Below are 15,361 nucleotides of genomic sequence, written 5' to 3' on the forward strand. Positions count from 1 at the left end.
GCGCCCGGACTCCCGGGCGCCCCCACCCCCCTTTTTTCGGTTGCCCCCGCCGTGGTGCCTCGCCCACGATGGCGCCCGGTCTTCTCCGAGGGGAGCGCGTTCGTGGAGCACACCTACCGGGTCCTGGTGCGCGGTCGGTTCACCGACCTCGACGACGCCGGCCGGGCCCGGCTGCTGGCCGAGGTCGACCGGCACGGCGCGCTCACCAACGGCTTCACCGACGAGGGCGCGCTGACCTACGACAAGGCGCTGGACTTCTTCAGCTTCCGCGTCCAGTTCCGGGCCGAGGTCGGGCCGGACGAGCGCGCGGTGCGCGACCGCGGCCTGGCCCTGGCCGCCGCGGCGGTCGAGCGCTACGGCGTGGACTTCCGCGACCTGCGCGCCTCGGTGACCGACGTGGACCTGATCAAGGTCCGCCGGCCGAGGCGCTGACCCGGGGGCGCCTCCCCCTGTGCGGGCGCCCCCGGGTCAGCGGTCACGCCGACCAGTTCGGCGAGCGGCCGAGCAGGCCCACCAGCCGGTCGGTGATCGGGGCGTCCGCCGGCACGTCCACCGGCATCGCGAACGCCGCGCCGGGCCCCCGCACGTCCGGCGTGCTCGGGTAGCGCAGCGCCATCCGGTGGGCGGCCTCGGCCATGCCCGCGTCCAGGGTGCCGTCCAGGCCCAGCGCCCGGCGCAGGTCCCAGGCGTGCACCAGGTTGTCCACGAAGTGCGCGCCCACCAGGTCCTTGCCCCGGCGCGGGCCGTAGCCCGGGAACTCGGCCGGCCGGTCGAGGAAGCCCTCCTCGCGGAACGCCCTGGTCGCCTCGTCGGCGGCGGCCCGGTAGGCGACGCGCATGTCGTCGCTCGCGGGCTCGCCCGGCGAGGTGCCGCGGGCGGCGGCGGCGAAGGCCAGCGTCCCCTCCACCTGGTGGCGCAGGAGTTCGTAGACGGTCCACCCGGCGCACGGCGTGGCGAGGTCCAGGTGCTCCTCCGCCAGGTCGGCCCAGAGCGCCAGGTTCAGGTCGAGCGCGGTGCGGTTCAGGTCCAGCAGGTCCATCGGGTCCCCCTTCTAAATGTACGAACGATCGTACAATTAGTTTGCCGTCGGTCAAGGGGGTTACCGTGTGGGGCGTGAAGGTCGACGGACGGGTGGAGCGCGGCGAGCAGACGCGGCGGCAGATCCTGCGGCGGGCCGCGGACATCGCGTCGGTCGAGGGCCTGGAGGGCCTGTCGATCGGGCGGCTGGCCACCGAGCTGGAGGTCAGCAAGAGCGGCGTGTTCGCCCACTTCGGCTCCAAGGAGGAGCTGCAGCTGGCGACCGTGCGCGCGGCCGCGGCCATCTTCGTGGCGCGGGTCGTCGACCCGGCGATGGCCGCGCCGGCGGGCCTGGAGCGCCTGGCGCTGCTGCTGGACGGCTGGCTGGCGTACTCGGAGGAGCGCACCTTCCCCGGCGGGTGCTTCTTCTACGCGGTGCAGGCCGAGTTCGACGCGCGGCCCGGCCGGGTGCGCGACCAGCTCGTCGAGCTGGACGCCCGGTGGCACGCCCTGGTCAGGGACACCGCCGCGGACGTGCCCGGGGTGGGCGACCCGGGTCAGCTGGCGTTCGAGCTGGTGGCGTTCCTGGAGCTGGCCAACGCCCAGTCCGTCCTGCACGGCGACCAGCGGGCCTACGACCGGGCGCGCGCGGCCGTCCGGGGGCGGCTGGCGGACTTCCGGCGCTGAGGCGGGCCGCCCCGGGACCGCTGTCGTTCCGGGGGCCGCCCCACCGCGGGACCGCCGCCGGCTGAGCAGCGACTCCAGGACGCCCCGCCCGCAGTCCGCGCGGACCCGGTCGGGTTCCGCCGCGATCAGCGCTCCTGGGCACCCGCCCCGCTCCGCCCCGCGCGGCGCCGGTGCCCGGCCAGGCCCGAAGGCGCGTCGGGCACCACCGGTGCCGGGGGAGGGGACCGGCCCGGGGCCGGGCCGGCGAGCAGCGCGTCGACCAGGCCGTCGAAAACCAGGCCGTCGAAAACCAGGCCGTCGAACCGGTCCGCCCCCCGGCCTCCCGTCAGCTCCCGTCAGTCTCCCGCCGGCCTCGTCAGCGGTGCGCCCGGTTGATCGCCGAGACCAGGGCGCGCAGCGAGGCCGACACCGTGGAGCTGTCGATGCCCACGCCCCACAGCACCCGGTCGCCCACGGCGCACTCCAGGTACGCCGCCGCCCGCGCGTCGTCACCCGACGACATCGCGTGCTCCACGTAGTCGAGGACCCGCACGTCGTACCCGATCGTGGCCAGGGCGTCCACGAACGCGGCAATCGGGCCGTTACCCGTTCCGGTGATCTCCTGGGTCTCGCCGTCGACCACCACGAACGCCCGGATCTGCTCGTGCCCGCTGCCGTCGCCGGAGACCTTCTGCCGCAGCAGCTTCAGCGGGACCGTGCCGTCCAGGTACTCGGCGGAGAACGAGTCCCACATGTCCTTCGGGCCGATCTCGCCGCCGTGGGTGTCGGTGACCTCCTGGATCACCCTGGAGAACTCCACCTGCAGCCGCCGCGGCAGGTTCAGGTGGTGCTCGGTCTTCATCACGTACGCCACGCCGCCCTTGCCGGACTGCGAGTTGACCCGGATGACCGCCTCGTAGGTGCGGCCGACGTCCTTCGGGTCGATCGGCAGGTACGGGACCTCCCACGGGAACTCGTCCACGTGCTGCCCGGCGTCCTTGGCCGCGTCCTCCAGGGCCTCGAAGCCCTTCTTGATCGCGTCCTGGTGCGAGCCGGAGAACGCGGTGAACACCAGGTCGCCGCCGTAGGGGTGCCGCTCGGGCACGGGCAGCTGGTTGCAGTACTCGACCGTGCGGCGGATCTCGTCGATGTCGGAGAAGTCCAGCTGCGGGTCGACGCCCTGGCTGAACATGTTCATGCCCAGCGTCACCAGGCACACGTTGCCGGTCCGCTCGCCGTTGCCGAACAGGCAGCCCTCGATGCGGTCCGCGCCCGCCAGGTAGCCCAGCTCGGCCGCCGCCACGCCGGTGCCGCGGTCGTTGTGCGGGTGCAGCGACAGGATGATCGAGTCGCGCCGGGCCAGGTTGCGCGACATCCACTCGATCGAGTCGGCGTAGACGTTCGGCGTGGCCATCTCGACGGTCGCGGGCAGGTTGATGATCAGCGGCTTGTCCGGCGTCGGCCGGATGACCTCGGACACCGCGTCGCAGACGTCCAGGGCGTAGGACAGCTCGGTGCCGGTGTAGGACTCGGGGGAGTACTCGTACCGGAACTCGGTCTCCGGGTACAGCGCCTCCTGCTCCAGGGCGAACCGCGCCGCGTCGGTGGCGATCTTCTTGACGCCCTCGCGGTCGGCCCGGAACACCACGCGCCGCTGGAGCACGGAGGTCGAGTTGTAGAAGTGGACGATCGCCTTGGCCGCGCCGCGCAGGGACTCGAACGTCCGGGCGATCAGCTCGGGCCGGCACTGGGTCAGCACCTGGACGGTGACGTCCGGCGGGATCGCGCCGTCCTCGATGATCTCGCGGACGAAGTCGTAGTCGGTCTGCGAGGCGGCCGGGAAGCCGACCTCGATCTCCTTGAAGCCCATCCGCACCAGCAGGTCGAACATCTTGCGCTTGCGCGCGGGCGACATGGGGTCGATCAGGGCCTGGTTGCCGTCGCGCAGGTCGACCGCGCACCACAGGGGCGCCTTCTCGACCCGCTTCGAGGGCCAGGTGCGGTCGGGTACGTCGACGACCTCCACCAGCTCGTGAAAGGGCCGGTAGCGGTGGACGGGCATGGACGTGCCGCGCTGCGGGTTCCAGGCGGGCTGCCCCTCGACGGGGCGGGCGGGCGTGCGGATGCGGCTGGTGCCGGAGGTGTACGCGTCGGGGCTGGTCATCGGGATCTCGCTCCTGCTGGCCGGTGGGTGTGAGACGACCGGCGGCAGCGCTCGATCCCGCGACGGGGGGCCGGTCGGTCAGACCCCGTCACGGCGGCGAAGCAGGAGGGCACGCGCCATGCCGACTAGGTTAACCACACGGCGCGGCGAGCTGGAACCACGCGCCCAGATGGTGGAACTTCACCCGAAGGAGTTTCACTAGATCGTGGTGCGGGCAGCCTCTTGACATGTCCAGATGGCGAACCTCAACGCGCAGCGGCAGCTACACCGCTGCCCGAGTGATCCACGGTGTGGGCGCCGTGTTCGCGCTCATCGAGGTTATCTACATCCTGATGAACCTCTTCGGGGCGAACCCGGCCAACGCGCTCTTCAAGTTCATCCAGCAGCTGGCCGAGCCGCTCGCGTTGTTCTTCCCAGGGCTCTTCCAGCTGGGCAACGCGAATCTCGACCTGATCGTCAACTACGGCCTCGCGGCGGTCTTCTGGCTGGTCGTCGCGAACCTGCTCGCCCGCGTCGTCGCGCGCTGACGCCCGAACGTCGACGTCGAGACAACCGACGCGAGCACGCCGGGGTCCCCCGCCGCCCACCCCCTGCGGCGGGGGACCCCGGCGCATCCGCGCGCCTACACTGCCGGGCATGGCCGCGCACCGGACCGAACCAGACCGGCCGGGCGCCCGCCCGCGGGTGGTCGCCGCGGTGGCCGGGGTCCTCGGCTGGGCGGGGGCGCTCGTCGCGGCCGTGCTGGTCGCCGACGTGCTGCTGACCGTCGGGGGCGCCAACCCCGCCAACTCGATCACCACGACCGTCGCGACCTGGGCCGACCGGTTCGCCCTCGGCTTCCGCGACCTGTTCACCCCGGCCGACGCGAAGCTGCGCGTCCTGGTCAACCACGGCCTGGCCGCGCTGTTCTGGCTGGTCGTCCGGTCCCTCGCGCTACGGCTGGTCCGGCTGCTCGGCTGAACCGCCCAGGGAGTCCGGCTGCCCGCCCGGGAAGGCGGGCCGGCCCCACGAGCCCGCGAAGGCGGTCTCGGCCAGCGGCTTGCGCACCCGCGGCCGCCGCTCCCGGGCCGCCAGGTCGGCGGGCAGGTCGTCGGCGGAGCCGAGCAGGCCCACCGCGACCACCACGACCGGCCGCACGTCCTCCGGGATGCCGAAGGACCCGCGCAGCGCCTCCGGCGAGAACCCGCCCACCTGGTGCGTCACCAGGCCGAGGTCGACGGCCTGGAGCACGAGGTTCTGCACGGCCAGCCCCAGCCCGAACTCGGTGTTGGGCAGCGGCCCGCGCTCGTCGGCCGTCGCCACCGCGCCCACCAGCAGCACCGAGGCGCGCCCGGCCCACGTCTGGTTGCCCGGCCGCAGGGCCGCGAAGATTCGCTCGAACGTGTCGTCCCCGCGGTACCCGACGAGGAACCGGGCCGGCTGGGTGTTGCCGTGCGAGGCCGCCCAGCGGGCCGCCTCCAGGAGCACGCGCACGGTCCCCGGCGCCACCTCGGCCACCGGGTCGAACGCGCGCGGGCTCCAGCGCCGCGCGATCAACGGGTTCGGTTCCATCAGATCGCATACTGCCAAGCGGTGATGGCGTACGCACCGAACCACGCGCTGAACACCGACAACCCGGCCAGCACGGCGACCGCGGTGCCCGTCCGCCGCCGCGCCAGCGCCAGCGCCACCGGCACGAGCAGCGTGAACGCCGGCAGCAGCAGCCGCGCCTTGGAGTTCATCAGCCCGTTCGACCCCAGGTCCATGGCCAGCACGCCCGCGCCGTAGAGGACCAGCGGCCACTCCAGCCCGCGCCGCGCGCCCAGCACCACCAGGGCCAGCGCCACCACCAGGAACCACACCGTGGCCAGCTCCAGCACCGACCGCGGCTCGCCCAGGATGAGCAGGGCGAACTTCCACGTCGCCGCCCCGCCGTCGAACCGCGAGTCCCAGCCGCCCCGCTGCACGGCGAACCAGCCGTCCCACCGCCCGGTGCGCACCGCCACGTACCCGAGGTAGCCGGCCAGGCCGGCCGGCGCGAGCAGCGCGCCCGCCCACGGCCGCCACCCGTCGCGCCGCTGCCACACCGCGACCAGCGCCGCCGCGCACACCGCCAGTACCAGCGCCGCCGCCGTCGGCCGCACCAGGCCCGCGCCGGCGCAGCACAGCCCGGCGAGCAGCCACCGCCGCTCCACCACGCCCACCAGCGACCACGCCGCCAGCGCGCAGAACGTCGCCTCCGAGTAGGTCATGGACAGCACCACGGCCATCGGCGAGGCCGCGAACAGCACCACCAGCACCAGCCCGGCGCGCCGCGACCCGCCGAACACCCGCCGCCCCAGCTGCGCCAACCCGTAGGCGCAGACGACACCGCTGAGCAGGCTCACCGCGAACGCCGCGCCCACCGGCTCCACGCCGGGCAGGCCGGCCACCCAGCGCACCAGGGCCGGGTAGCCGGGGAAGAACGCCAGCGGCGTCTCCGCGGACCGCCTGCCGAACGCGTCGACCAGGTGCGCCGGCACGCCCGCGTAGCCGCCCTCGGCGATGCCCAGGAACCACTGCCCGTCCCACGAGGTCAGCGCCCTGGCCACGTCCTCGCCCCACCGGTCGGCCATCAGCTGGAGCACCAGCAGCCCCAGCTCGCGCACCGCGAGGTAGAGCGCGGCGGGGGCGACCGCCAGGGTCACCCGGTGTCTGGCCGCGCGCGCCAGCCGCTCGCGCGCCGACGGCGCGTCCTCCGGCTCCACGTGCACGGCCTCCAGGGTTGCCACGGCGACGAGCGTAGTGGGGGTCACGGTCCCCGCTGTCCACTCCTTGGGCCAGGTAGTCTCCCGAAGAGCTGGGCTTTCGCACCTGGGAGGAGAGGTTCTGTGGCGCTCGTCGTCCAGAAGTACGGCGGTTCCTCGGTGGGAAGCGCCGAGCGGATCAAACGGGTGGCCGAGCGCATCGTCGCGACCCGCAAGGCGGGCAACGACGTCGTCGTCGCGGTGTCCGCGATGGGCGACACGACCGACGAGCTGCTCGACCTCGCGCGCCAGGTGTCCCCGGTGCCGCCCGCCCGGGAGATGGACATGCTGCTCACCGCCGGTGAGCGGATCTCCATGTCGCTGCTGGCGATGGCGATCAGCTCGCTGGGCGCCAAGGCGCGCTCGTACACCGGCTCGCAGGCCGGCGTGATCACCACGTCCGTGCACGGCAAGGCGCGCATCATCGACGTGACGCCCAGCCGCATCCAGGACGCCCTGTCCGAGGGCGCCATCGCGATCGTCGCGGGCTTCCAGGGCGTCAGCCAGGACAGCAAGGAGATCACCACGCTCGGCCGCGGCGGCACCGACACCACCGCGGTGGCGCTGGCGGCCGCCCTGAAGGCCGACGTCTGCGAGATCTACACCGACGTGGACGGCGTGTTCAGCGCCGACCCGCGCATCGTGCCGAACGCCAAGCGGCTGGAGAGCATCACCTACGAGGAGATGCTGGAGATGGCGGCGAGCGGGGCCAAGGTGCTCATGCTGCGCTGCGTCGAGTACGCCCGCCGGTACGGCGTCCCCGTGCACGTCCGATCCTCGTTCAGCAACAAGCCCGGGACCATCGTGTCCGGGTCAGTGGAGGACCTTCCCGTGGAACAGGCGATGATCACCGGCGTCGCGCACGACCGGTCCGAGGCCAAGGTCACCGTGACCGCGGTCCCCGACCACCCCGGCGTGGCCGCCCGCATCTTCCGCGTCGTGGCCGACGCGGAGATCGACATCGACATGGTCGTGCAGAACGTGTCGCAGGCCGTGTCCGGCCGCACCGACGTGACGTTCACCCTGCCGAAGGACGACGGCCCGCGCGCGGTGGCCGCGCTGGAGAAGGCGCGCGACGAGATCGGCCACGACCAGGTGCTCTACGACGAGCACGTGGGCAAGGTGTCGCTGGTCGGCGCGGGCATGCGCTCGCACCCCGGCGTGACCGCCCAGTTCTGCGAGGCCCTGGCCAGCGCCGGGGTGAACATCGAGATCATCTCCACCTCGGAGATCCGCATCTCGGTCATCTGCCGCGACACGCAGCTCGACGACGCCGTGCGGGCCCTGCACGACGCCTTCGAGCTCGGCGGCGACGAGGAGGCAGTGGTGTACGCGGGGAGCGGGCGATGAGCGGCGCGGGCGGGACGTCGGGCCCGGTGCTGGCCCTGGTGGGCGCCACCGGCGCGGTCGGCACCGTGATGATCGACATCATCAACGGCCGGGAGTCCGTGCCGTGGGGCGAGATCCGGCTGGTCGCCTCGCCGCGGTCGGCGGGCAAGAAGATCGTCGTGCGCGGCGAGGAGCTGACCGTCCGGGCGTTGGCGCCCGAGGTGTTCGACGGCGTGGACGTGGCCATGTTCGACGTGCCGGACGCGGTGTCGGCGCAGTGGGCGCCCATCGCGGCCGAGCGCGGCGCGGTGGCGGTGGACAACTCGGCGGCGTTCCGGATGGACCCCGAGGTGCCCCTGGTGGTGCCCGAGGTCAACGCGGACGAGGTGGCCGAGCGGCCCAAGGGCATCATCGCCAACCCGAACTGCACCACGCTGTCGATGATGGCCGCGCTGGGTGCGCTGCACCGCGAGTTCGAGCTGCGCGAGCTGGTCGTGGCCTCGTACCAGGCGGCGTCCGGCGGCGGCCAGGAGGCCATCGACCGGCTGCACGCCGAGACCGCGGCGGTGGCGGGCAAGGGCGTCGGCGTCCGGGCGGGCGACGTGCGCGAGGTGCTGGAGGCCGCGGGCCTGCCGGTGTCCGAGTCGCCGTTCCCCGCGCCGCTGGCGCTGAACGTCGTGCCGTGGGCGGGCTCCCTCAAGGACGACGGGTGGACCAGCGAGGAGCTGAAGGTCCGCAACGAGTCCCGCAAGATCCTGGGCATCCCGGACCTGAAGGTGTCCGCGACCTGCGTGCGCGTGCCCGTGGTGACCACGCACTCGCTGGCCGTGCACGCCACGTTCGCCCGCGAGGTGACCGTGGCGCGGGCGCACGAGATCTTCGCCGCGCAGCCCACCATCGTGCTCGTGGACGACCCGGAGCAGAAGCGGTTCCCGACGCCCGCGGACGTGGTGGGCGAGGACCCCACCTACGTCGGCCGCGTCCGGCAGGCGCTGGACTTCCCGAACACGCTGGACTTCTTCGTGTGCGGCGACAACCTCCGCAAGGGCGCGGCGCTGAACACCTACGAGATCGCCGAGGAGCTGGCGACCCGGCTGTAGTCGCGGGCCGTGCCGCCGACCGCCCCCTGACCTGATCGGGTCGGGGGGCGGTCGCGTTCTGTAGGTTCTCGGCCATGGCTGAGGTGGTGCTCGCGATCGACCTGGGTACGACGGCGACGAAGGTCATCGCGGTCGACCGCCGCGCGGGCGTGGTGGCGTCGGCGGAGCACGGCTACCCGATGCGCACCACGCCGTCCGGCGAGGCGACCCACGACCCGGGTGAGGTGCTGAACGCGGCGCTGACCGGGTTGCGCGAGGTCGCCGCCCTGGGGCACGACGTGCGCGCGCTCGCGCTGACCGGCGCCATGCACACGCTGCTCGGCCTGGACGCCTCCGGCCGCCCGGTGACGCCGTCGCTGAGCTGGGCCGACAACCGCGCCGTCGAGCAGACCGCCCGGCTGCGCGGCACGCCCGAGGGCGCGGCCCTGCACCAGGCCACCGGCACCCCCGTGCACACGATGTCCCCGCTGGTCAAGCTGGCGTGGTTCGCCGAGCAGGGGTTCACCGCCGACCGGTGGTGCGGGCTGAAGGACTTCGTCGCGGCCAGGCTGACCGGTCGGCTGGCCACCGAGCACTCGTCCGGCTCGGCCACCGGCCTGATGGACCTGCGGACCCTGGCCTGGCACCCGGGCGCGCTGGAGTACGCGCGGGTGACCGCGGGCCGGCTGCCCGAGCTGCACGCGCCCACCGACTGGTTCCCGCTGGTCCTGGACGTGCCGGGGGTGGTCCGCGGCACCCCGGTGGTGCTCGGCGGCGGCGACGGCCCGCTGGCCAACCTCGGCGTCGGCGCGGTGGTGCCCGGCGTGGCGGCGGTGTCCCTGGGCACCAGCGGCGCGCTGCGCGTGGTCCGCGACCAGCCGGGCGTGGACGCCCTGGGGCGGGTGTTCTGCTACGCCGTCGCCGACGGCCTGTGGGTGCTCGGCGGCGCGGTGAGCAACGGCGGGGTGGTCGCGCAGTGGGCCGCGGAGGCGTTCGGGGCCGACGTGGGGACGCTGCTGGAGGAGGCCGCGGGCGTGCCGGTGGGCGCGGCGGGCGTGACCGCGCTGCCGTACCTGCTGGGCGAGCGCGCGCCGTGGTGGGACCCGGACGCGTCATCGGCCGTGGTCGGGCTGCGGCGCGAGCACGGGCGCGCCGAGGTGACCCGGGCGCTGGTCGAGGGCGTGGCGCAGCAGTTGGCGCTGGTGCTGGACGCGGTGCGGTCGGTGGCGGGCGTGCACGCGGTGCGGGTGACCGGCGGCGCGTTCCGCAGCGACCTGTGGGCGACCGTGCTGGCCTCGGCGCTGGGGCTGCGCCTGGAGGTCGCCGAGGACAGCGAGGGCTCGGGCGTCGGCGCGGCGCTGCTGGCGTGGCGGGCGCTGGGCGAGTTGCCGTCGCTGACCGCCGCGGCGGACCTGGTCGTGCCGACCAGGGCGGTCGAGCCGGACGCGGCGGCGGTGGAGCACTACGCCCGCGCGCGCCCGGCCGTCGAACGCCTCTACCGCGCGCTGCGGGAGCTGGTCGGGAGCTGATCCACCGCCGGCGCGGCGCGCCGGTCCAGCAGCACCACGGCCAGCGCGATCGCCACCGCGCCCGCGCCCGCCGCGGCGAAGCCCCAGCCCGGGGCGGAGTGGTCGATCACGAAACCGGTCAGCGGCTGCCCCAGCGCCACGCCCAGCGTGAACGCCGACCCCTGCAACCCGATCGCCATGCCCCGCGCGGACGCCGGGGCGTGCCGGGTGATCGCCTCGCCGGTCGCGGTGATCGTGGGCGCGCACAGGAAGTTGGTCGGCACCAGGGCGAGCGCCAGCAGCCACGGCGAGGAGTCGAACAGGCCGATCGGCACGGCCAGCAGCCCCATGCCGCCCATCAGCGCCCACAGCGGCGGCACGCGCGGCAGGCCGCCGTAGACGAAGCCGCCGACCAGCGACGCCACGCACATCACCGCGACCACCGCGCCCGTCCACGCGGTCAGGCCGAGCCCGCGCATGGACGCCACCACCGACACCTCGACCCCGGACAGCACGAACGTGGCGCCGCCCGCGCTGATCAGCACGCCCAGCAGTCGGCCGTCGAGCCACTGCCGGACCGGCACCCGCTCGCGGCTCTCGCCCTCGGAGCGGACCGGCGGGTCGACCGCCCACAGCGCCACGCCGGTGAGCACCATGGCCGCGCCGATGGTCCACATCGCGCCGCGGCTGGTGACCTGGGTGGTCAGCGCCACGCCCAGCGCGGGGCCGGCCATGAAGGCGACCTCGACGGCCATCGAGTCCATCGCCAGCGCGCTGCGCCTGCTCGACTCCGGCACCAGGGCGGTGAGCACCTGCCTGCCCAGCTGCATCACCGGCATGGCGGTGATGCCCGCGAGGAAGCAGCTGACCAGCAGCACCGGGTAGGCCAGCAGCGGCCCGGTGGCCCAGAACACGCCCTCGGTGACCACGGACAGCGCGATCATCGCGCGCAGCCCGCGCCGGTCCACGAGGCGCCCCATCAGCGGCGAGCCGACGGCCATGCCGATGGTGCTGACCGCGCCGACCAGGCCCGCGGCGCCGTAGCCGCGCTCCAGGCCGAGCAGGACGTGCATGGTGACCGTCATGCCCGCCGCCGTCGCGGGTATGCGCGCGACCAGCATGAACAGCATGAGCCCGGGCACGCGCGGGGTCCGCAGGACGGCGAGGTAGTTAGCGACGTTCACGAGTTCATCTTCGCCCGACGGGGCAAGTCTTTAACAGTTCGCTTTCTTGACTGACTCAAGAAAACGTGGTGAACTGGCTGGGCCATGACCCCAGGACCACGTGAACTGCTCAAGGGCGCCGGGCTGCGCGTCACCGCACCCCGGCTCGCGGTGCTCGACTGGCTCGCCGAGCACCCCCACGCGACGGCCGACCAGGTCGCCGAGGGGGTGCGGGCCAGGCTGGGCGCGGTGTCCACGCAGGCCGTCTACGACGTGCTGCACGCGTGCGCCCGGACCGGGTTGTTGCGCCGGATCGAGCCCGCCGGTCACCCGGCGCGCTACGAGACGCGGACCGGCGACAACCACCACCACCTCGTGTGCCGGGCCTGCGGCCGGACCAGGGACGTCGACTGCGTCCACGGTGCCGCGCCCTGCCTGGAACCGTCGTCCACCGGCGGGTTCACCGTGGACGAGGCGGAGGTCCTGTTCTGGGGTCTGTGCCCGGACTGCCAGGGCGCCCCGGGCTGACCGGGACCCCCGGCCGGCGAGGGCGCCGACTGCCGCACCCCACAGAAGGAGCTGGAAGCGTGACCCAAGCGCGTCACACCACGAACAACGCGGGCATCCCGGTCGCGAGCGACGACCACTCGCTGACCCTCGGCGCCAACGGTCCCATCCTGCTGCAGGACCACTACCTGATCGAGAAGAACGCGCAGTTCAACCGCGAGCGCGTGCCGGAGCGGGTCGTGCACGCCAAGGGCGGCGGCGCGTTCGGCCGCTTCGAGACCACCGAGGACGTCAGCCGCTTCACCAAGGCGGCGCTGTTCCAGCCGGGCGTGGCGACCGAGGTGCTGCTGCGCTTCTCCACCGTCGCCGGTGAGCTGGGCTCGCCCGACACCTGGCGCGACCCGCGCGGGTTCGCGCTGAAGTTCTACACCACGCAGGGCAACTACGACCTCGTCGGCAACAACACGCCGGTGTTCTTCTTGCGCGACCCGATCAAGTTCCCCGACTTCATCCGGTCGCAGAAGCGCCGCGCCGACACCGGGCGCCGCGACCACGACATGCAGTGGGACTTCTGGACGCTGCGGCCCGAGACCGCCCACCAGGTGACCTGGCTGATGGGCGACCGGGGCATCCCCCGGACGTGGCGCCACCAGAACGGCTACGGCTCGCACACCTACCTGTGGGAGAACGCGGCCGGTGAGAAGTTCTGGGTCAAGTACCACTTCAAGACCGACCAGGGGATCGAGAACCTGACCTCGGAGGAGGCCGCCAGGATCGCCGGCGAGGACGCCGACGCGCACCGGGCCGACCTGTGGCACGCCATCGAGCGGGGCGAGTTCCCGTCCTGGACGCTGTACGTGCAGGTCATGCCTTACGCGGACGCGGCGACCTACCGGTTCAACCCGTTCGACCTGACCAAGGTGTGGCCGCACGGCGACTACCCGCTGGTCAAGGTCGGCAGGCTGGTGCTCGACCGCAACCCGTCCGACTACTTCGCCGAGATCGAGCAGGCGGCGTTCGAGCCGACCAACCTGGTGCCCGGGATCGGGGCTTCGCCCGACCGGATGCTGGTGGGGCGGATGTTCTCCTACCCGGACGCGCACCGGTACCGCATCGGGGCCAACTACAACGAGCTGCCGGTGAACCGGCCCAAGTCGCCGGTCCACTCGTACTCCAAGGACGGGGCCATGCGGTTCGGCCGCGCTTCCGATCCGGTGTACGCGCCCAACTCCTACGGTGGGCCGCACGCCTCCTCCGAGGCTGCCGGGGAGGTCACCACGACTTACGGGGTCGAGGACGACGTCGTGCGGTCGGCTTACAAGCTGCACGCCGAGGACGACGACTGGGGGCAGGCGGGGACCCTGATCCGGGAGGTCATGGACTCGGGGCAGCGGGAGCGTCTGGTCCGGACCGTCGTCGCCCACCTGTCCAACGGGGTCAGTGGGCCGGTGCTGGAGCGGGCGTTCGAGTACTGGCGCTCCATCGACAAGGAGACCGGCGACAAGATCGCGTCCGCCTTCGCCGGCTGAACTCCGGCGCCTGCTTTTGCTGGGGCTTTCGTCGGGCGGGTTTCCGGCGGGTTTTGTTGAGTGCTCTCGCCGGGTGATCCCCGGCGAGTGAGGTCTGGCGAGTGCCCTGCCAGGGGAGGCCGCCCGGTTCCGCTACCGGGCGGCCTCTTTTTGCTCGTTCCCCCTGGGTGTCGTCCGGCTCGATTTGACATGGGGCCCTTACGAGCACCGGAGGCAGGCCGCAGCCGACAGGCACGGCGGGGAAAAGCGTCCCGCCGAGCCTGCCGGCTCCGACCAGCCTATGGCACTCGAACCCATGTCAAATCGGGCCTCGTCGGCCCCCACCGGCCCCAGCCCCCTCCCGGCGTGTCATGCGTTGGGGTCGGGCGAGTCATGCGTTCAAACCGCGCGAGTCGAACCTTCAGACCCGTCGTGTCGAACGTTCCGGGCCCCCGAGTTCTACGTTCAGCACCGGCGTGTCCTCCACTCGGACACCGCGTGTCCTCCACTCCGGCACCGCGTGTCCTCCAGTCGTGCAGGGGGTCAGGCGGTGTCCGGCACGTCCTGCTGGGCGTTGGCCAGGGCGAGGCCGGTGCGCAGGGAGCCGACTGCTTCGGCCACCGCCTCCCGGAACACGCCGCCCACGCCGAGGATGTTGGCGAAGCCGTGGAACAGGCCGGGGTGGCGGCGCAGGACTACGGGGACTCCCTGTTCGGCCAGTTTTTCCGCGAATGCCTCGCCCTCGTCGCGCAGGGGGTCGAAGCCTGCCGTGGCCACGTAGGTCGGGGGGAGTCCGCTCAGGTCTTCGGCCAGTAGCACCGAGAGGCGGGGGTCGGTGTGCGTGTCCCGTGATGGCGCGTAGTGGTCCATGAACCAGTCCATCTTCTCGTCGGTCAGGAAGAAGCCCTGGCCGAACAGTTCGCGTGAGCGCCTGCGCACCGTCGCGTCCACTGCCGGGTAGAACAGCAGCAGGAAGACCGGCTTGGCGCGGTCCGCGTGCAGGGCCGTCACCGCCGCCAGGTTGCCGCCCGCGCTGTCACCGCCCAGGGCGATCCGCCTCGGGTCGACGTTCAGTTCTTCGGCGTGCTCGGTGGCCCAGGTGAAGGCGTTGCGGGCGTCGTCCACGGCGGCGGGGAACGGGTGCTCGGGGGCCAGTCGGTAATCCACCGCCAGCACTCGCACGCCGGACTCCACGGCCAGGAAGCGGCACAGGTTGTCGTGGCTGTCGAGGTCGCCGCTGACCCAGCCGCCGCCGTGGTAGAAGACCAGCAGGGGGGAGCCCGGGGGGAGGTTCGTCGGCTCGTAGAACCGTGCGCCCACGCCGGCTGCGGACAGGGCTCGCACGGCCACGCCGTCGATGATCGGGCCGCACACCAGCTGGTTGCTGCGGGACAGGGCCAGGCGGTTCTCCGCCGGGGTCGTCGTGCGCCAGTCCTCGCCGCTGAGTTGTTGCAGCCTCAGCAGCAGTTGGGCCTCGGGGTGCAGGCGTTGGCCGTCGACGGTGATCGGGCGGCCGGTGATCAGGCGGCGCAGGGGGGCGGGCAGGCCGAAGGCGAGGCGGAGGGCGCCGGCCAGGACGCCGGAGGGGACCGATTCGGCGAGCTTGGGCATGAGACGCAGGTTACTCGTCGGTAAGGCGGTGTGCGAGGAATTGG

Annotated in this window: 15 protein-coding genes; 9 read left to right on the forward strand and 6 right to left on the reverse strand. The window is 73.1% G+C overall.

Annotated features, from left to right (window positions below; genetic code table 11):
* Positions 1-102: 102 nt before the first annotated feature.
* Entirely contained in the window at positions 103-432 is a 330-nt protein-coding gene (locus tag EKG83_RS01190; protein WP_033433441.1) for a DUF6204 family protein, read from the forward strand.
* Positions 433-475: 43 nt separating this feature from the next.
* Here EKG83_RS01190 and EKG83_RS01195 read toward each other — a convergent pair whose 3' ends face one another.
* Entirely contained in the window at positions 476-1,039 is a 564-nt protein-coding gene (locus tag EKG83_RS01195) for a TIGR03086 family metal-binding protein (RefSeq protein ID WP_033433442.1), read from the reverse strand.
* A 74-nt stretch (positions 1,040-1,113) separates the two neighbouring features.
* Between EKG83_RS01195 and EKG83_RS01200 the strand changes: the two genes are divergently transcribed.
* Complete coding sequence (locus EKG83_RS01200; RefSeq protein ID WP_211269183.1) at positions 1,114-1,704, forward strand: TetR/AcrR family transcriptional regulator; 591 nt, start codon at positions 1,114-1,116, stop codon at positions 1,702-1,704.
* A gap of 355 nt (positions 1,705-2,059) precedes the next feature.
* Here EKG83_RS01200 and leuA read toward each other — a convergent pair whose 3' ends face one another.
* The gene (leuA, locus tag EKG83_RS01205) at positions 2,060-3,847 is read right to left on the reverse strand and encodes a 2-isopropylmalate synthase (protein WP_033433444.1); all 1,788 of its coding nucleotides are present in this window, start codon (positions 3,845-3,847) and stop codon (positions 2,060-2,062) included.
* A gap of 227 nt (positions 3,848-4,074) precedes the next feature.
* On the opposite strand from leuA, the gene EKG83_RS01210 reads away from it, so the two are divergent.
* Both EKG83_RS01210 and EKG83_RS01215 read left to right on the forward strand, forming a co-directional pair.
* Positions 4,075-4,374 (forward strand): hypothetical protein, encoded by a 300-nt coding sequence (locus EKG83_RS01210; protein WP_051766476.1) that lies wholly within the window; start codon positions 4,075-4,077, stop codon positions 4,372-4,374.
* Positions 4,375-4,483: 109 nt separating this feature from the next.
* Positions 4,484-4,807, forward strand: coding sequence for a hypothetical protein (locus EKG83_RS01215; RefSeq protein WP_051766477.1), 324 nt, complete (start codon positions 4,484-4,486; stop codon positions 4,805-4,807).
* Here the strand turns inward: EKG83_RS01215 and EKG83_RS01220 are convergent.
* Together EKG83_RS01220 and EKG83_RS01225 are read right to left on the reverse strand one after the other, a co-directional pair.
* Positions 4,781-5,398 (reverse strand): nitroreductase family protein, encoded by a 618-nt coding sequence (locus tag EKG83_RS01220; protein WP_051766478.1) that lies wholly within the window; start codon positions 5,396-5,398, stop codon positions 4,781-4,783. The two genes, EKG83_RS01215 and EKG83_RS01220, sit on opposite strands and share 27 nt — an antisense overlap.
* Complete coding sequence (locus EKG83_RS01225) at positions 5,398-6,621, reverse strand: glycosyltransferase family 39 protein (RefSeq protein ID WP_033433447.1); 1,224 nt, start codon at positions 6,619-6,621, stop codon at positions 5,398-5,400. The genes EKG83_RS01220 and EKG83_RS01225 overlap by 1 nt, the downstream gene beginning before the upstream one ends.
* A gap of 75 nt (positions 6,622-6,696) precedes the next feature.
* Here EKG83_RS01225 and EKG83_RS01230 point away from each other — a divergent pair, with 75 nt between their 5' ends.
* The 3 genes from EKG83_RS01230 (at position 6,697) to EKG83_RS01240 (ending at position 10,549) form a co-directional block, all read left to right on the forward strand.
* The gene (locus EKG83_RS01230; RefSeq protein ID WP_033433448.1) at positions 6,697-7,962 is read left to right on the forward strand and encodes an aspartate kinase; all 1,266 of its coding nucleotides are present in this window, start codon (positions 6,697-6,699) and stop codon (positions 7,960-7,962) included.
* Entirely contained in the window at positions 7,959-9,041 is a 1,083-nt protein-coding gene (locus EKG83_RS01235; protein WP_033433449.1) for an aspartate-semialdehyde dehydrogenase, read from the forward strand. Before EKG83_RS01230 ends, EKG83_RS01235 begins: the two co-directional genes overlap by 4 nt.
* Positions 9,042-9,115: 74 nt before the next feature.
* Complete coding sequence (locus EKG83_RS01240) at positions 9,116-10,549, forward strand: gluconokinase (RefSeq protein WP_033433450.1); 1,434 nt, start codon at positions 9,116-9,118, stop codon at positions 10,547-10,549.
* Here EKG83_RS01240 and EKG83_RS01245 read toward each other — a convergent pair.
* Entirely contained in the window at positions 10,516-11,712 is a 1,197-nt protein-coding gene (locus tag EKG83_RS01245; protein WP_033433451.1) for an MFS transporter, read from the reverse strand. The two genes, EKG83_RS01240 and EKG83_RS01245, sit on opposite strands and share 34 nt — an antisense overlap.
* Before the next feature lie 84 nt (positions 11,713-11,796).
* On the opposite strand from EKG83_RS01245, the gene EKG83_RS01250 reads away from it, so the two are divergent.
* Together EKG83_RS01250 and EKG83_RS01255 are read left to right on the forward strand one after the other, a co-directional pair.
* Positions 11,797-12,219 carry a Fur family transcriptional regulator gene (locus tag EKG83_RS01250; protein WP_033433452.1) on the forward strand — a complete coding sequence of 141 codons (423 nt, stop codon included), beginning with the start codon at positions 11,797-11,799 and terminating at the stop codon, positions 12,217-12,219.
* 59 nt (positions 12,220-12,278) lie between these two features.
* Positions 12,279-13,727 (forward strand): catalase, encoded by a 1,449-nt coding sequence (locus tag EKG83_RS01255; protein ID WP_033433453.1) that lies wholly within the window; start codon positions 12,279-12,281, stop codon positions 13,725-13,727.
* A 522-nt stretch (positions 13,728-14,249) separates the two neighbouring features.
* On the opposite strand, the gene EKG83_RS01260 is transcribed toward EKG83_RS01255, so the two are convergent.
* Positions 14,250-15,317, reverse strand: a complete 1,068-nt coding sequence (locus EKG83_RS01260; protein ID WP_051766479.1) for an alpha/beta hydrolase — start codon at positions 15,315-15,317, stop codon at positions 14,250-14,252.
* Between the last annotated feature and the right edge of the window lie 44 nt (positions 15,318-15,361).

It is taken from the genome of Saccharothrix syringae (genome assembly GCF_009498035.1).
Classification (GTDB): Bacteria; Actinomycetota; Actinomycetes; order Mycobacteriales; family Pseudonocardiaceae; genus Actinosynnema; species Actinosynnema syringae.